Source organism: Allobosea sp. GW823-FHT01F03 (assembly GCF_058798075.1).
Genome location: NZ_CM179505.1, coordinates 5,426,508 through 5,442,245, shown reverse-complemented (window position 1 = coordinate 5,442,245; position 15,738 = coordinate 5,426,508). Strand labels below are relative to the sequence as shown.

Annotated in this window: 17 protein-coding genes and 1 pseudogene; 10 read left to right on the top strand and 8 right to left on the bottom strand. The window is 66.9% G+C overall.

Annotated elements, in window-relative coordinates; translation table 11 throughout:
• Window positions 1-57 precede the first annotated feature (57 nt).
• The 3 genes from AC3RCC_RS26010 to AC3RCC_RS26000 all read right to left on the bottom strand — a co-directional run bounded on the left by AC3RCC_RS26010 (window position 58) and on the right by AC3RCC_RS26000 (window position 1,652).
• Window positions 58-393: a hypothetical protein gene (locus AC3RCC_RS26010; protein ID WP_291635165.1), complete on the bottom strand. Its 336-nt coding sequence runs from the start codon at window positions 391-393 to the stop codon at window positions 58-60.
• 137 nt (window positions 394-530) lie between these two features.
• The gene (locus tag AC3RCC_RS26005; RefSeq protein ID WP_492257065.1) at window positions 531-1,058 is read right to left on the bottom strand and encodes an NUDIX hydrolase; all 528 of its coding nucleotides are present in this window, start codon (window positions 1,056-1,058) and stop codon (window positions 531-533) included.
• A gap of 111 nt (window positions 1,059-1,169) precedes the next feature.
• Window positions 1,170-1,652: a PTS sugar transporter subunit IIA gene (locus AC3RCC_RS26000; protein WP_492257064.1), complete on the bottom strand. Its 483-nt coding sequence runs from the start codon at window positions 1,650-1,652 to the stop codon at window positions 1,170-1,172.
• Window positions 1,653-2,280: 628 nt separating this feature from the next.
• On the opposite strand from AC3RCC_RS26000, the gene ccoN reads away from it, so the two are divergent.
• The 8 genes from ccoN (at window position 2,281) to ccoS (ending at window position 9,399) form a co-directional block, all read left to right on the top strand.
• Window positions 2,281-3,927: a cytochrome-c oxidase, cbb3-type subunit I gene (ccoN, locus tag AC3RCC_RS25995; protein ID WP_291647664.1), complete on the top strand. Its 1,647-nt coding sequence runs from the start codon at window positions 2,281-2,283 to the stop codon at window positions 3,925-3,927.
• 4 nt (window positions 3,928-3,931) lie between these two features.
• Entirely contained in the window at window positions 3,932-4,714 is a 783-nt protein-coding gene (gene ccoO, locus AC3RCC_RS25990) for a cytochrome-c oxidase, cbb3-type subunit II (protein ID WP_492257063.1), read from the top strand.
• Complete coding sequence (locus AC3RCC_RS25985) at window positions 4,711-4,881, top strand: cbb3-type cytochrome c oxidase subunit 3 (protein WP_291635172.1); 171 nt, start codon at window positions 4,711-4,713, stop codon at window positions 4,879-4,881. Before ccoO ends, AC3RCC_RS25985 begins: the two co-directional genes overlap by 4 nt.
• On the top strand, window positions 4,872-5,744 hold the full coding sequence (gene ccoP / locus AC3RCC_RS25980; protein WP_492257062.1) for a cytochrome-c oxidase, cbb3-type subunit III: 873 nt from the start codon (window positions 4,872-4,874) through the stop codon (window positions 5,742-5,744). Before AC3RCC_RS25985 ends, ccoP begins: the two co-directional genes overlap by 10 nt.
• The gene (locus tag AC3RCC_RS25975) at window positions 5,741-5,959 is read left to right on the top strand and encodes a hypothetical protein (RefSeq protein ID WP_492257061.1); all 219 of its coding nucleotides are present in this window, start codon (window positions 5,741-5,743) and stop codon (window positions 5,957-5,959) included. Before ccoP ends, AC3RCC_RS25975 begins: the two co-directional genes overlap by 4 nt.
• Before the next feature lie 61 nt (window positions 5,960-6,020).
• A complete protein-coding gene (locus tag AC3RCC_RS25970; RefSeq protein WP_492257060.1) occupies window positions 6,021-6,818 on the top strand; it encodes a DUF2189 domain-containing protein in 798 nt (265 codons plus the stop codon).
• Between the two features lie 53 nt (window positions 6,819-6,871).
• Complete coding sequence (locus AC3RCC_RS25965) at window positions 6,872-9,148, top strand: heavy metal translocating P-type ATPase (protein ID WP_492257059.1); 2,277 nt, start codon at window positions 6,872-6,874, stop codon at window positions 9,146-9,148.
• Complete coding sequence (gene ccoS, locus AC3RCC_RS25960; RefSeq protein WP_492257058.1) at window positions 9,145-9,399, top strand: cbb3-type cytochrome oxidase assembly protein CcoS; 255 nt, start codon at window positions 9,145-9,147, stop codon at window positions 9,397-9,399. The genes AC3RCC_RS25965 and ccoS overlap by 4 nt, the downstream gene beginning before the upstream one ends.
• Here the strand turns inward: ccoS and AC3RCC_RS25955 are convergent.
• The 3 genes from AC3RCC_RS25955 to AC3RCC_RS25945 all read right to left on the bottom strand — a co-directional run bounded on the left by AC3RCC_RS25955 (window position 9,353) and on the right by AC3RCC_RS25945 (window position 11,007).
• Window positions 9,353-9,817 (bottom strand): hypothetical protein, encoded by a 465-nt coding sequence (locus AC3RCC_RS25955; protein WP_492257057.1) that lies wholly within the window; start codon window positions 9,815-9,817, stop codon window positions 9,353-9,355. The two genes, ccoS and AC3RCC_RS25955, sit on opposite strands and share 47 nt — an antisense overlap.
• Window positions 9,818-9,962: 145 nt before the next feature.
• Entirely contained in the window at window positions 9,963-10,442 is a 480-nt protein-coding gene (locus AC3RCC_RS25950; RefSeq protein WP_452118771.1) for an RrF2 family transcriptional regulator, read from the bottom strand.
• Window positions 10,443-10,587: 145 nt separating this feature from the next.
• A complete protein-coding gene (locus AC3RCC_RS25945) occupies window positions 10,588-11,007 on the bottom strand; it encodes a group III truncated hemoglobin (RefSeq protein ID WP_452118770.1) in 420 nt (139 codons plus the stop codon).
• Between the two features lie 194 nt (window positions 11,008-11,201).
• On the opposite strand from AC3RCC_RS25945, the gene AC3RCC_RS25940 reads away from it, so the two are divergent.
• Together AC3RCC_RS25940 and AC3RCC_RS25935 are read left to right on the top strand one after the other, a co-directional pair.
• On the top strand, window positions 11,202-12,572 hold the full coding sequence (locus tag AC3RCC_RS25940) for an aminotransferase-like domain-containing protein (RefSeq protein WP_492257056.1): 1,371 nt from the start codon (window positions 11,202-11,204) through the stop codon (window positions 12,570-12,572).
• Between the two features lie 121 nt (window positions 12,573-12,693).
• Window positions 12,694-13,110 carry a DUF983 domain-containing protein gene (locus AC3RCC_RS25935; protein WP_291635189.1) on the top strand — a complete coding sequence of 139 codons (417 nt, stop codon included), beginning with the start codon at window positions 12,694-12,696 and terminating at the stop codon, window positions 13,108-13,110.
• A gap of 19 nt (window positions 13,111-13,129) precedes the next feature.
• Here AC3RCC_RS25935 and AC3RCC_RS25930 read toward each other — a convergent pair.
• Window positions 13,130-14,168, bottom strand: a pseudogene (locus AC3RCC_RS25930) (threonine aldolase family protein).
• Window positions 14,169-14,249: 81 nt separating this feature from the next.
• Complete coding sequence (locus AC3RCC_RS25925) at window positions 14,250-15,632, bottom strand: aldehyde dehydrogenase family protein (RefSeq protein ID WP_492257055.1); 1,383 nt, start codon at window positions 15,630-15,632, stop codon at window positions 14,250-14,252.
• Window positions 15,633-15,738: the final 106 nt, after the last annotated feature.

Below are 15,738 nucleotides of genomic sequence, written 5' to 3'. Positions count from 1 at the left end.
GCGGAAAAGGCGGCCGGGCGATAGCGGCTTCGTCTCTGCGAACGCCGCTTCCGCGTGCTAGATCAGTGCTTTCGCGCTGTTGTTCCGGCTCTTCTTCTCGGCGTGGCGCCTTGCGGCGGCGTGCGCCGCGAGGCCGGCGCGACTGCCGATACAGGTCGCCTCGGTCAGCGCCGTCAAGGCGCTTGCCGCAAAGGTTTCTTCCTTTTGGGAGGCGTTCAGTAAAACTGAGCCCATCCCCAATTGGAAGGGGGCGTCGTGAGACATTCCATCCTCTCCAACCAGCAGATGTAGCCTGCATCGGGCAAGGCACCATCTTATAGCGCCGTGTCCGGAAAAATCAACCGCGGCGCGGTTCTGGCCGTTTTCAGGCTGGCTCGCCGGGTATGCGGTCATGCCGAATGGTTCGGTATGACTGCATTCTGCCTTGTCGTTTCGTGCCGGGCGGATGTTCCTCGATAGACTTGAGGAAAGCTTGCCGGTTGCTGCTTTTCGGCCTCCGGGAGCGCTCCGGTCCCGGGAGTCCGCTTGGTTCAGCCTGCCGGTTTCGTGCCGCCGAGGCCGATGTGCTCCTGCGCCGCCAGGATGAGGGCCTTCAGCTCGGCTTCGTCGACCAGCCCGGCTGCGTCCTCGACGGAGAACCAGGAGCGCCGGCGCTGGCGCTTCTCCGGCCAGCGCTGGAGTTCCGCCAGGACGTCGAGGGGGAACACATCGACCCGGCACAGCACGGATGTGCCGCGCCGCCGGCGCTTGCGGTAATGATAGGAGCCGAGGGCGGCGGCGTCGGCCTGCCCGATCAGCCCGGCTTCCTCATAAGCTTCACGCGCCGCTGCTTCGCGGGCCGTCTTGCCGCGCATCGGCCAGCCCTTTGGGAGGACCCAGCGGCCGGTATCGCGCGAGGTGATCAGCATGACATCGAGGCTTCCCGTCTGCGAGAGGCGATGGGGGAGCGCGGCATACTGGATGCGGATGGGTTCTCCGGGCCCTCGGCCGTCATTGTCGGCATAGGTCGCCTCGTGAGCGATCTTCCGTCCGAAAACGGTGCGATCGGCAATCCGCACGTCCTTGTCCTCCTGGGTTCGAAAAAATCCGCTGGTCGGTTGAATGGGGAAGCCGCCGCCGGCCGTGTCTCCGGCGGCGGGAGGTGTCAGGTGTTTACGCCGGTCCTGCTGTCAGGCGCGCGCCTTGTCGGGACCGGGGGTCTGCTCCGCCGTCAGGCGCAGGAGCTCGCTCGCTTCCTCGGGAGTGGCGACGTCGCGCAAGCCCTGAAGCAGGCGCGGCTCGCGCAGCATCTTGCAGAACTTGGAAAGCGTGCCCAGAAAGTCGTCCATCGCCTCGGCCGGCCAGATCACGGCAAGCACGAGGTCGACAGGGTCGCCATCGGCCGCGCCGAAATCGACCGATTGCTCCAGGCGCATCAGAGCGATCCTCGGCGCGGCCAGCGTGTTCGAGCGCGCATGCGGCAGCGCGACGCCGCGGCCCAGGCCGGTCGAGCCGAGCTGCTCACGCGCCAGGAGCGCCTGGAGCACCGCCTTGCGGCAAGCATCCTCGCCCGGGCAGAGCAGCTCCGATGCCGCCTCGATGGCGGCTTGCTTGTTCGCGGCGGACAGGTCGAGCGCGATGTCTTCTGCCCGGAGGAATGTTGCGATGTTCACTGCCGTTTCCATGGGGGCGACCCTCGCCCGTGAAGGGCGGACTATACGCATTCTCGCCGAAAAAGGCGCTGCGTGCTCGGATTGCTGTCGAAAAGCCTGGCCGTCGGGCGAGGCCGTGATATTCGCCTCAGGGCTGGGCGCTTGCGGGACGATGTGTCGTCCCATGGATATCGTATAGCCGAAAATTGATCATGGCGCGTTATGATTAGTATGGTTGACTGGGAAGTCAAGCGTGGTGCTACATTTCGCCGAATTCGCGGATTTTCCTAAGGCCCGGGCGCTCGCTGTCGGGAAGACATGAGCTTGTCGGGTGGTGGCCAGATCGGGCCAGCTGAGCCGGTCCGTGATGCTTTCATCGGCAATGGAGCGTCTTCACGCAGCATTACGGATAAAGGGCGCGGTAGCGCCGGCTGCGCCGCGCTTTCGCCCGGCCGGTGCGGCGTCGTAGCCCGGACTGCGACGCCCTGTCGTGTTGGGAGAAACAATCATCTTTGATATATATTAAATGCCCTTGACGATTCCGGCCTGCCTGTGCGGCATTGTTGTCGGACCGGCGCGGATCGGGTTCGTGGACTCGATGTCGCAGATTGCATCGACATGCGTGTAGCGAGCCGAAGGACGATCGCCGATGATCTCCCAGTTGACGATTCCGGAAAGACGGCTGGCGCTCACCATACTGGTCGCGCTGGCGCTGGGCGGCCTCCTTCTCACCATTGCCGGTCAGGGCGACCCGATCGGTGTGCACGGCCTGATGTTCCTGATCGCCGGGGCCGGGGGCGCCTTCCTGGTCATAGCCGGCTATCTAGCGCCTGAACCGGGGCCCGAGCGGCTGCAGCATTATTATGACGAGCCGACCAAGTTCGGGATCATCATGGCGATGATCTGGGCCGTGATCGGCCTGTTTGTCGGCGACTGGGTCGCCTGGCTCCTGGTCTATCCGGAGCTGACCTTCGATGCCGGCTGGGCGAGCTTCGGCCGCATCCGGCCGATCCACACCACCGGCGTGATCTTCGGATTCGGCGGCAATGCGCTGATCGCGACCTCATTCTACGTGGTGCAACGGACTTCGCGGGCGCGGCTGCCTGACCAGCTCAGCCCCTGGTTCGTGCTGCTGGGCTATAATCTCTTCTGCCTGATCGCCGTCAGTGGCTACATGATGGGCATCACCCAGTCGAAGGAATATGCCGAGCCGGAATGGTATGCCGATATCTGGCTGGTGATCGTCTGGGTCACCTATTTCATCCTCTATGTCAGGACGCTCGCCCGCCGCAAGGAGCCGCATATCTACGTCTCCAACTGGTATTACATGGCGTTCATCCTGGTCGTGGCGATCCTCCATATCGTCAACAACCTCGCCATGCCGATCTCGCTCGGCCAGGCGAAGAGCTATTCCGCCTTCTCCGGCGTCCAGGATGCGATGACGCAATGGTGGTACGGCCACAACGCCGTCGCCTTCTTCCTGACGGCCGGCTTCCTCGGCATGATGTATTACTATCTGCCGAAGCGCGCCGACCGGCCGATCTACTCCTACCGGATGTCGATCATCAGTTTCTGGGGCATCACCTTCTTCTACATGTGGGCGGGTTCGCACCATCTGCACTACACAGCGCTGCCGCAATGGGTGCAGAGTCTGGGCGTGACCTTCTCGGTGATGTTGCTCGTCCCGTCCTGGGCTTCGGCGGGTAACGCGCTGCTGACCCTGAACGGCGCCTGGGACCGGGTGCGCGACGACGCGACCTTGCGTTTCATGATGGTCGCCGCCGTGTTCTACGGCCTCTCGACCTTCGAAGGCTCGTTCATGGCGATCCGCCAGGTCAACGCGCTCTCGCACTACACCGACTGGACGGTCGGCCATGTCCATGCCGGCGCGCTCGGCTGGGTCGCGATGATCACCTTCGGCGCGATCTACGCCACCGTGCCCTGGCTCTGGAAGCGCAAGGCGATGTATTCGGCCGGGCTGGTCGAGGTGCATTTCTGGCTCGCCCTCGCCGGCACCGTCATCTACGTCTTCTCGATGTGGAATTCCGGCATCATCCAGGGGTTGATGTGGCGGACCTATAATGAAAGCGGCACGCTGGCCTATTCCTTCCTCGACTCGCTCGTGGCGATGCGGCCCTACTACATCGCCCGCGCGATCGGCGGCCTGCTCTTCCTGATCGGCGCGCTCGTCGGCTGCTATAATATCTGGATGACGATCCGGGCGGCCCATCTGCATGATCCGGCCGCGGACAGTTCGGTGCCGGTTCCGGCCCCGGCCCTTCAGCCCGGGGAGTGAGGCGATGTTTGGTCTGCACTATCGTCTCGAACGCAAGACGCTCGGCTTCGTGCTGGCGGTGATCGGCGTCGCCAGCATTGGCGGCCTCGTCGAGATCGCGCCGCTCTTCACCATCAACCAGACGGTCGAGGACGCGCCCGACATGCGCGTCTACACGCCGCTGGAGGTGGCCGGCCGCAACATCTACATCCGCGAGGGCTGCTATGCCTGCCATTCGCAGATGATCCGGACCCTGCGCGACGAGGTCGAGCGCTACGGGCCCTATTCGCTCGCCGTCGAGTCCAAATACGACCATCCGATGCTCTGGGGCTCGAAGCGCACCGGACCGGACCTCGCTCGCAATGGCGGCAAGTATTCGGACGCCTGGCATGTCGCGCATCTCAACAATCCGCGCGATGTGGTCCCCGTCTCGATCATGCCGGCCTATTCATGGTTCCTGCGCACGCCGCTGCGGACCGATGATCTCGGCAAGCATCTGCGTTCGCTGCGCGCCGTCGGCGTGCCCTATACCGACGAGATGATCGCCAACGCCCCGGCCGACGCCTATGGCCAGGCCGCGCCGGACTCGCCTTTCGCCGAGGGCGTGACCAAGCGCTATGGCGAGGCGACCACGGTGCGTGCCTTCGATGGCAAGCCCAATGAGCTCACCGAGATGGACGCGATGGTCGCCTATCTCCAGATCCTCGGTCGCCTGACCGACGCAGCCCACAAGCCGGCCGTCGCGATGGAAGCCGAACCGGCAGCGGCCAAGTCGGCGGAAGCCAAGCCCTCAGGAGGCAAGCCATGAGCCTCGCCCATGAAACGACCGTCTGGTTCTCGAAATCCTACGGGTTGTTCTACCTGATCGGTCTCTCGATCGCCGTCCTAGTCTACACCTATTGGCCGTCGAACAAGCAGCATTTCGACAAGGCTGCCGATTCCATCCTGCGCGACGAGGACCGGCCATGGCGGTAGAGGAACGCGATCCTCACAGCGGCTTCATGACCACCGGTCATGAATGGAGCGGCATCAAGGAGTTGAACACGCCGGTCCCCCGGGCCGTGTACTTCTTCCTGATTGCGACCTTCGTCTTTTCGCTCGGCTATTGGCTCTTGATGCCGACCTGGCCGACCGGCGCAAGCTTCACCAAGGGCCTGCTCGGCGCCGATGATCGCAAGAGCATCGCGCGCTCGCTGGAGCAGGCCGAGCAGGCGCGCGCCTGGAGCAAGAAGATCGAGAGCGCCGACTTCGCCGCGATCCAGGCCGATCCGGCCCTGATGACGATCGTGCGCCAGAGCGGGCGCACCCTGTTCGGCGACAATTGCGCCGTCTGCCACGGCATCGACGCCAAGGGCAGCAAGGGCTTCCCCGATCTTACGGCCGCCTCGACCCTCTGGGGTGGCACGCCCGAGGCGCTGATGGAGACGATCCGGGTCGGGATCAATTCCGGCCATGGCGAGAGCCGCAGCGCCCAGATGCTCGCCTTCGGCCGCGACGGCATGATCCCGCGCGCCGATGTCGAGAGCGTCACCGCCTTCGTCCAGTCGCTATCGGCGGCGCCTGGCAGCATCGACAAGGCCAGGGTCGAGGCCGGAAAGGCGATTTACGCTGCCAATTGCGCGGCCTGCCATGGCGATGAGGGCAAGGGCAATGCCGAGCTCGGCGCACCGGACCTGACCGACAAGGCCTGGATCTATGGCGGCGACACGCAGTCGATCTTCAACTCGGTCTGGCATGGCCGGCAGGGCCAGATGCCGGCCTGGGAGAACCGGCTGTCGCCGGTCGATCGCAAGATCCTGGCGCTCTACCTCGCCGACCTCAGGAAACCGAGGCCATGAGCGAGATCGCGACCAGCCAGCGGGGCCGGCGCGGCAGGCTCGCCATCGGCCTGGCGATTGGCGGTGGCCTGCTGCTGCTCGCCGGCGCCAACTGGCATCTCGTCCATGTCGCGATCTCATCCCAGCCCGATTGCGTGCCCCATCTCCGGCAGGGCGAAGGCGAGGGCCGGCCGGGCGCCTACAGCGCCGCCCGCTCGGCCTGTCAGTCGAGGTGAGCGCAATGACGCCTGGAGCATTTTCGAGCGAAGTCGGCATCAGCCCGCAGCGAGGCGAACCATGATCATCCCGGCCGTCGTCCCTCCGCTCCCGCGCGAGAACAAATGGAGCCGCGGCCTGCCGGCCTCTGCCGCCCTGGATTGGCTGCGGGCCGGCTGGCAGGACATCGTCGACAACCCCGTGCCGAGCTTGAGCTACGGGCTCCTGGTCTTCCTGGTCTCGCTCGCCGTCGTCGCCTGCTTCTTTTCCTTCGGCTGGGATTACATCCTGTTCCCGGCCCTGGCCGGGTTCATGGTCGTCGGCCCGCTCTTCGCCATTGGGCTCTATGAGAAGAGCCGCCGCCATGCGAAGGGCGAGCGCATCGGCCTCGGCCGCATGCTCTTCGTCAAGCCGGCCTCGGGCGGGCAGGTGCTGTTCACCGGTGTCCTGCTCTGCCTGCTGATGCTGCTCTGGATGCGAGCGGCGGTGCTGATCTACGCGCTGTTCTTCGGCCTGCGTCCGTTCCCCGGGCTCGACCATATCGCCGCGATGCTGTTCACGACACCGATCGGGCTCGCCATGCTGCTGGTCGGAGGCGCTGTCGGTGGCCTGTTCGCCGCCTTTTCCTTCGCGATCAGCGTCTTTGCGATCCCGATGCAGCTCGACAAACGGGTCGACGCGCTGACGGCCATGGGCAAGAGCACCGCGCTGGTCTGGAACAATCTGCCGGTGATGCTGGCCTGGGGCGCGCTGGTACTCGGCCTGTTCCTGCTCAGCCTGGCAACGGGCCTGCTCGGCCTGATCGTCGTGTTCCCGCTTCTGGGGCATGGCACCTGGTACGCCTATCGCGCCATCGCCGCCGAGGCTGACGCGAGCTGACGGGATGAGGCGCGCCGCCTTTCGGCGGCCGGCCTGCCGTTTCGGAGTCGATGATGAGTTGCTGTGCGCCCGGCGCCGACAGCCCGACGGTCGATCACCGGCTGACCGCCGACGAGATCATGCTGGCCAGCCGCGAGGTCGGCGGCGGGGCGCGCCAGACCGATCTTTCCGTCCCCGGCATCCATTGCGGCGGCTGCATCGCCACGATCGAAAAGGCGCTTTCGGCGCTGCCGGGCATCGAGCGGGCCAGGGTCAACCTCTCGACCAAGCGGGTCGCGATCCGCTGGCGCGGCGAGGTGCCGCCGGCCCTCGCCGAGACGCTGGCCGCTGTGGGCTATGACGCGCATCTCGCTGATTTCGCCGAGTCCGGCACGGATGCGGCGCTCTCCGAGCTGATCCGATCGCTCGCGGTCGCCGGCTTCGCCGCCAGCAACATCATGCTGCTCTCGGTCTCCGTCTGGTCCGGCGCCGAGCCGGCGACGCGCGACCTGTTCCACTGGATCTCGGCGCTGATCGCCCTGCCGACGCTGGCCTATTCCGGCCGCGTCTTCTTCCGCTCCGCCTGGGGCGCCCTGCGCAAGGGCCGCACCAATATGGACGTGCCGATCTCGATCGGCGTCTCGCTCGCCTTCGCGCTCAGCCTCTATGAGACGGTGCATGGTGGCCCGCACGCCTATTTCGATGCCGCGATCTCGCTGCTCTTCTTCCTGCTGATCGGCCGCACGCTGGACCATGTCATGCGCGAGCGGGCCCGCACTGCGGTCAAGGGGCTCGCCCGGCTCGCGGCCCGCGGCTCCCTCGTCATCGGCGCGGACGGCAGCGGGACCTATCTGCCGGTCGCCGAGATCGAGCCCGGCATGACCATCCTGCTCGCCGCCGGCGAGCGGGTGCCGGTCGATGCCCGGGTGCTCGAAGGTGCTTCCGAACTCGACTGCTCGCTGGTTTCGGGCGAGAGCCTGCCGCAGCCTGCAAGAGTTGGACAGGCGCTGCAGGCCGGCACGCTCAATCTGACGCGCCCACTGACGATCACTGCGATCGCGGCGGCGCGCGATTCCTTCCTGGCCGAGATGATGCGGATGATGGAGGCGGCCGAGGAGGGGCGCTCGCTTTATCGGCGCATCGCCGATCGGGCGGCGCGGCTCTATGCGCCGGTGATCCATCTCACGGCCTTCCTGACCTTCCTCGGCTGGATGGCGGCGACCGGAGACGCCCATCGCGCAATCACTGTCGCCATCGCCGTGCTGATCGTCACCTGCCCCTGCGCGCTCGGCCTGGCCGTGCCGATGGTCCAGATCATGGCGGCGCGACGGCTGTTCGAGAAGGGCATCATGGTCCGCGATGGCGCGGCTATGGAGCGCCTCGCCGAGATCGACCACGTCGTCTTCGACAAGACGGGCACGCTGACCGAGGGCAATCCGCGCCTGCTCGATGCACAGGCCCATGACTCTAACACCCTGACATTGGCGGCAGCGCTCGCTGCCCATTCTCGTCATCCCTATTCGCGCGCCCTGATCGCTGCAGCGGCCGGGCTCGGGCGCCCTGCCGATGGCATCGTCTTCTCCGAGGTTGCCGAGCAGCCGGGGGCTGGGCTCGAGGCGCAGGCCGGCGGCTCGCTCTATCGCCTCGGGCGGCCGGAATGGGCGCTCGGCTCCACCGCCGCGCCGGAGGCTGTGGCGAGCGAAGCCCGCGTCGTGCTCAGCCGGGATGGAAAGGCACTGGCGAGCTTCGACTTCGACGACCGGCTCAGGGCCGATGCGCGCGAGGCGATAGCGGCGCTCTCGACCGCCGGGCTTGCGGTCGAGATCCTCTCCGGCGATCGCGAGGAGCCGGTGCGTCGGCTCGCTGCCGCCCTCGGTCTGCCGCATGGTGCAAGGGTCTCGCCCGGCGGCAAGCTGGCCCATATCGAGGCCGCCGCAGCCAGCGGGCACAAGGTGCTGATGGTCGGCGACGGGCTCAACGATGCGCCGGCGCTGGCCCGCGCCCATGCTTCGATGGCGCCGGCGACGGCGGCCGATATTGGCCGCAACGCCGCCGATTTCGTCTTCCTGCGCGAGAGCCTGCTCGCCGTGCCGCAGGCGCTCGCCGTGGCGCGCGAGGCGGGCAGGCTGGTGCGGCAGAACCTCTTCCTCGCGGTCGCCTATAATGCGATCGCGATTCCGATCGCGGTGCTCGGCTATGTCACGCCGCTGGTCGCGGCGGTGACGATGTCGCTGTCCTCGCTGCTGGTGATCGGAAACGCACTGCGCTTGGGACGGCACGCCGCCAGCGGGCTCGCCAAAGCGCCGCTGGCGCGGAAGCCGGCAGGAGCCCCCGCCATGGCCTTGCGATGATGGATTTCTTCTACCTGATCCCGATCGCCATCGGGCTCGGTGTCGTCGGGCTCGGTGCCTTCATGTGGTCGCTGCGCAGCGGTCAATACGAGGATCTGGACGGTGCGGCGGCACGGATCCTGCTTGAGGACGAGGCACTTCCACCGGCGGAAACGATCTCCGGCGAGGGCAGCGCTGCGGATGGCCCTGCGCCGGAGGCGGATTCTATCTCAGGCCCGCGCCGGCCCGAAGCACCTCCTCGGCCTCGTTGAGGCGCAGGGTAAGCGGCATCGCCGCGGCGGCGGTGGTCGCAGGTTCGAGGGCGCGCAGGACGAGCGCGCCGACATGCTCGGAAAGTTCCGACAGGCTCGCGGCCGCGTGAAAGGGCAGGACCTCCAAGGCCGCTTCCATGAAGACCTCGCAGGCGTCCCGGACATGCTGCGGCTGCAGAGCCGGGAAGCTCTGATGCAGCGCGACGATGCCGCCGCCATGATCGCCGGTCTGTTCGAGCAGCGCGCCCAGGAAGTGAGCGAAATCCCGCTCGAACTCTTCCCAGCGATTGCCGATGACCATGTCGAGCCCGTTGCGAAGCCCGGCATGACGGCGCAGGCGCTCGCTCAGCGACTGAACGATCTCGTGCAGGATCTCGTCATCGACGAAGATCGACGGGTCCAGCACCAGCGCTGCCATGCCGGGTATCCTCTGCCTGCGAATGGTCCTGACGCCGCCAGCGGCGAATAAGATTCATTTATAATAGATCTTATCCATCGTGGCTACCACGTCCCTCGGTTGGTCGGCACGGCTGTCCTTTGCTTGAGGAGGCGATCCAGCTTCGTCAGGACGCGGCCTGGGCAGCCCGCCGCCGCGCCGGCTTGGCCGCTATAGGCTGCGCCGGTGCCGCGAGGCCGAAATCCTCAGGCTTCAGCACGAGGTCGGCCAGCGTATAGCGATCCAGCGTCGTGACGAAGGCGGCGAGTGCCTCGCCGAGCACGCCACGCAGCCGGCAGCGTGGCGTCACGAGACAGCGATTATCCGCGCCGAAACATTCGACCAGGGCGAAGTCCGGCTCGGTCACGCGCAGCACTGCCCCTATGCCGATCTCGCCGGGTGGCCTCGCCAGCGTCAGGCCGCCGGTGCGCCCGCGGATCGATTTGAGGAAGCCGGCATGCACCAGAAGATTCGCGACCTTCATCAGATGCGCGCGGGAAATCCCATAGACGGCGGCCGTTTCCTCGATCGTCACCAGCGTCCCGTCCCGGGTCGCCGCATACATCAGGACGCGCAGGGAATAGTCGGAAAAGTTTGTCAGGCGCATTGCGGCTTCCGGCGTTGTCGCGGGCGGCACTCGGTTCTCGGCGGAAGATGTAGCGCTGTGGCATCTTTCGCAACCGCCTTGCGACACTCCGCCCGCTGGCCGCTGGGGTCCAACAGCGCGCGGTCAGGCTCGCCGGCCTCGCTTTCTAGGCCGTCGCGGGCGCGCCGGCCCGGGCTGGCAGGTGCAGCGCCTTGTCTCCGATGTTGAGCCCGATCTGCAGGCTGTCGGCGACGCGGCGCGCCCGCCCGATGAAGAGCGCGGCGGCAGGGCCGGCGCAATGCGTGTTGACGACCCTTTCGAACAGCGCGAGCCAGCGCTCGAAATGCTCCGTCCGCAATCCGAGGCCGAAATGTGCAGTGTGCGGCTTGCCGGCATAGCGCCCGCTCATCAGCGTCAGCGAGGACCAGAAATCGACCAGGGTTGCGAGATGTGCGTCCCAGCCATCACCGATGCGCTCCTCGAAGATCGGACCGAGCAGTGCGTCCTGCCTGACGAGGCCGTAGAAATCGTGCACGACCCGTTCGATCAGAGCCTCGGAGACTTGCTGCGGCAGGGGCGGGGCCAAGAAGGGAACTCTTTTAAGATTCATTTCAGATGATGTTTATAGCCGTTTGGGGGCCGTCTGTAAATCCTATGGGCGCTCAGCTGGCCGGACCCGGCAGTTGCGACCTTGCGTCGAGGTGACAGGGGCGGCGTGCAACAATATACAGTCAATCATCCGTATTGCCTTACCTGTCATCCGAACCCGATGCGAAGCCGATGATCGACTGGACGCCGGATCTGACGCGCAGCGACAAGCCGCGCTATCTCGCCATCGCCGAGGCGATCGCCGAGGATATCGGCAATGGCCGGCTTGCCGCCGGCGATCGCCTGCCACCCCAGCGCCAGCTGGCGGCGCGTCTTGCGATGGATTTCACCACCGTGGCGCGTGGCTATGTCGAAGCCCAGCGCCGCGGTCTGGTGGCCTCGCGCGTCGGCCAGGGCACCTTCGTCAAGGCGCCTGCCCAGGCGCGCCGGGCGGCGCCGGAGCTGGTCGATCTCTCGATGAACCTGCCGCCGGAGCCCGAGGATCCGGCTCTGATCGCCCGGATGCGCGCAGCACTGGTCGAGGTCGGGGGCGATCTGGTCTCGCTGCTGCGCTATCAGGGCTTTGGCGGTTCGCGCTCCGACAAGGCGGCCGCCGCCCTCTGGCTCGCCCGGCGCGGGCTCACCCCTGGATTCGAGCGTCTGTTCGTCGTGCCGGGCGCCCATTCGGCCTTGCTCGGCATCCTCAATGTGGTGGCGCGGCCGGGCGATGTCGTGCTCACGGAAGCGCTGACCTATCCCGGAATCCGGGCGATCGCGGCCCAGCTCGGAATCCGCTTGCTCGGCCTCGCCATGGACGGCGACGGCATCGTGCCCGCCGCCTTCGCCGAAGCCTGCGAGAAATTCCGGCCGAAGGCGCTCTGTCTCAACCCTGTCCTGCACAATCCGACGACGCTGACGGTGCCGCAGGCACGCCGTGTCGAACTTGTCGCGATCGCCCGCCAGCATGGCGTCGCGATCATCGAGGACGATGCCTATGGCTTCGTTCCGGCCGCGCCGCCGCCGCCTTTCGCCGCGCTGGCGCCGGAACTGAGCTGGCATGTCGCGGGCCTGTCGAAATGCATCGGCGCGGGCTTGCGCATCGCCTATGTCGTGGCGCCCGATGCGCGCTCCGGCTGGCCCTTCGCAGCGGCCCTGCGCGCTGCCAGCGTCATGGCCTCGCCGCTGACGGCGGCGATCGCGACGCGCTGGATCGAGGACGGTACCGCCGATGCGATCCTGCGCTTCGTCCGGACCGAAGCCAGCGCCCGCCAGCGGCTCGCCGCGCAGATTCTGGCTCCGGGCAGCTATCGGGCCGATCCGCTGAGTTTCAATCTCTGGCTCGAACTGCCCGCGCCCTGGACCCGCTCGGCCTTCGCCGGCCATATGCAGGCGACCGGGATCGGCATCGCCGCCAGCGACGTCTTCGCCGCCGACGGTCATCCGCCGGAGGCGGTGCGGATTTGTCTGGGCGGGCCGCAAAGTCGCGGCGCCATCCGCAGCGCCCTGGAATTCATGGCGCATGCTCTGGAGAAACCGCCGGAGCTGAGCACGAGCGTGTTGTGAGCGCTGAGGCATAGGGTCGCAATCCCGGTTGATGACAGGATTGAGTGCATACAATGATCGCAATGACTGCTATGAAGCACTTATGACCGATCAGGACGACCGGAACGCCCCGGAGGCGAAGATGACACCCCGCGTTTGGCCCAAATTATCACCATACAAGACCGGCATGCGTGGGCGCTGCCCGCGCTGCGGCGAGGGCAAGCTGTTCGACGGCTTCCTGACGCTGAAGCCGCGCTGCGAGGCCTGCGGGCTGGACTACAGCTTCGCCGACCCGGCCGACGGGCCGGCCTTCTTCGTCATGATGTTCGTCTGCATCCCGGCGCTGTCCTTCGCGCTCTGGCTCGAGCTCGCCTATGAGCCCCCCGGCTGGGTCCATCTGGTTACGACGCTGCCGATCGTCCTGTTGACCTGCATCCCGCCGCTGCGGCCGCTGAAGGGCTGGCTCGTCGCCTCGCAATTCTTCTTCAAGGCCGAGGAGGGCCGGCTGGCCAAGCCGCGTCCCGCCCAGGCGCCTGCGCCCGAGACGGCGCCGCACTGAAACCCGGGCGGCGCCTGCCTCATTTCCGCAGCGAGGCGATGATCTCGAGCGCGCGCCGCACATCGTCGGCGCTGACGTCGAGATGGGTGATCATCCGGACCAGGCTCGGCCCGAAAGCGCCCGCGCCGAGCCCTTTCGCCTTGGCTGCCGCCACGAAATCGACGGCGCTGTAGCCGGCGCCGGCGACATCGAAGAAGACGATATTGGTCTCGATCCGGTCGTCGGCGAGCCGGATCCCCGGCAGTTGCGCCAGCCCGGCCGCGAGCGCCCTGGCATTGGCGTGGTCCTCCGCCAGCCGTGCGACAATGATGGTCGAGGGCGTGGAGCCCGGCGGCGGCGAGGAAGCCGGCTTGCCGCATCGCCCCGCCGAGCCGCTGCTTCAGGCGCCAGGCCTCCCGGATGAAGTCGCGCGGTCCGGCGAGGACGGCGCCGACCGGACCGCCGAGGCCCTTGGTCAGGTCGACCCAGGCGGAATCGAAGGTCTCGGCATAGTCGCGCGCACTGACGCCGGAGGCGACGACCGCGTTGAAGAGTCTCGCGCCGTCGAGATGGGTGACGAGGCCGCCGGCCTTCGCTGTCGCCGTGACCTGCCGCACCGTTTCGAGCGGCCAGATCGAGCCGCCGCCGAAATTCGAGGTCTGCTCGACGCAGAGCAGCCGCGGGCGCGGCCTGTAGCGGCTTTCGGGCTGGATCGCGCCGGTGACATCGGCGGCGCTGAAAATACCGCGCTTGCCGGGAAGTCCCCTGAGCATCACACCGGCCAGTGCGGCCGGGCCGCCGCCTTCCGAATTGATGATGTGGCTGGACTGGTCGCAGATCACCTCGTCGCCCGGCCGGCAATGCACGGCGAGCGCGATCTGGTTGCACATCGTGCCCGAGGGCAGCAGCACGGCATCCTCCTGCCCGAGCATGTCGGCGACGCGCTCGCAGAGCCGGGTCACCGTCGGGTCCTCGCCCTTCTGTTCGTCGCCGACCTCGGCCGCCATCATCGCCGCGCGCATCGCCGGCGTCGGCCTGGTCTTGGTGTCGCTGAAGAAGTCGAGAAAGGCATCGGGCATGGCTGGGGTCTCTGTCTGGGCAGGGCGCGAGGGCGGCGGCGGCTCGCCAGGGCCGCCCGAGCCTCGATATGGCCGGAGGGATCAGCGCCGGTTCAGCAGGATCATCTTCTCCTGTGTCATGTCGCGCATGGTGTAGGGGATGCCGCCGGTGCCGTAGCCGGATTCGCGCCGTCCGGCGAAGGGCATCCAGTCGGTGCGGAAGGTGGTGGGGTCGTTGATCATCACCGCCGAGGCGTCGAGCCGCTCGGCGGCATGCAGGGCGATGTCGATGTCCTGCGCGAAGATGCTGGCCTGGAAAGCGACTGGCAGGGCATTCGCCAGGGCGATGGCGTCGTCCAGTTTCGCATAGGGATAGATGCTGACCACCGGCCCGAAGATCTCGAGCTGCGAAACCTTGGCGTCGATGGCGGGGTCGAGCAGTACGGTCGGATCCAGCGTCGTCTCCGACAGCCGCTTGCCGCCGGTCGCGAGCTTCGCGCCGCCCTTGACGGCTTCCTCGATCCAGGCGGCGACGCGGTCGGCCTCGCGCGGCTGGATCAATGGGCCGACCTCGGTGTCCTTCAGCACGGGGTCGCCGGTGCGCAGCGCCTCGACGCGTGCGACCAGCCGCTCGCTGAAAGCATCGACGATCTCGCGATGGACGAAGATGCGCTGCGTCGACACGCAGACCTGCCCGGCATGGTAGTAGCCGCCCTTCACCAGCGGCTCGATGATCTTGTCGAGATCGGCGCTGCGGTCGACGATCGCCGGGGCTGCGCCGCCATGCTCCAGCGCCGAGCGGGCGCCATGCGCCAGCTTCGCATGCAGATACCAGCCGACCTTGGCCGAGCCGATGAAGCTGAGGAAGGCGATGCGCCTGTCGGTGGCGAGCCTTTCCGCCAGCTCCGTGCTCTCGGGAATGAAGCTTTGGCACCAGGCTTCCGGCAGCCCGGCCTCGTGCACCAAAGCGACGAAGTCGCGGCAGCTGAGCGGCGTCGTTCCCGCCGGCTTGACGATCACCGGACAGCCGGTCGCGATCGCCGGGACGACCTGGTGGACGATCAGGTTGAGCGGGTGGTTGAAGGCCGAGATCGCCGCGACGATGCCGATCGGCTCCTTGGTGGTGAAGGCCCAGCGATTGGCCGCCGCCGGCGACAGCCCCATCGGGATTTCGCGGCCGGCGAAGTTGCGCAGCTCCTCGACGGCGTTGTGGATGCCGTCGATGGCGCGGGTCGTCTCGACGATGGCGTCAGTGAGCGGCTTGCCGCCTTCACGCGCGATCTGGCGGGCGAAATGCTCGCGCTTGCCCTCCAGCAGGCCGGCCAGCCGCCGCAGGATCGCCATCCGCTCATACGGCTTCAGCCAGCCATCGCGATCCCGAAACACTTTTTCTGCAGCCTGGAGCTTCGCCTCGAGCGCCGCCGCATCGTCGGCGGCGATCTCCTCGATGGGCGCCCGGTCATAGGCTTGAACAACCTGCAGCATGGCATGTCCCTTCCTTCCAGCCGCAGCCCTCATCCTGAGGAGCCGCGATAGCGGCGTCTCGAAGGATGGCTCCAGAGAACACTGGAGCATCCTTCGAGACGCCATT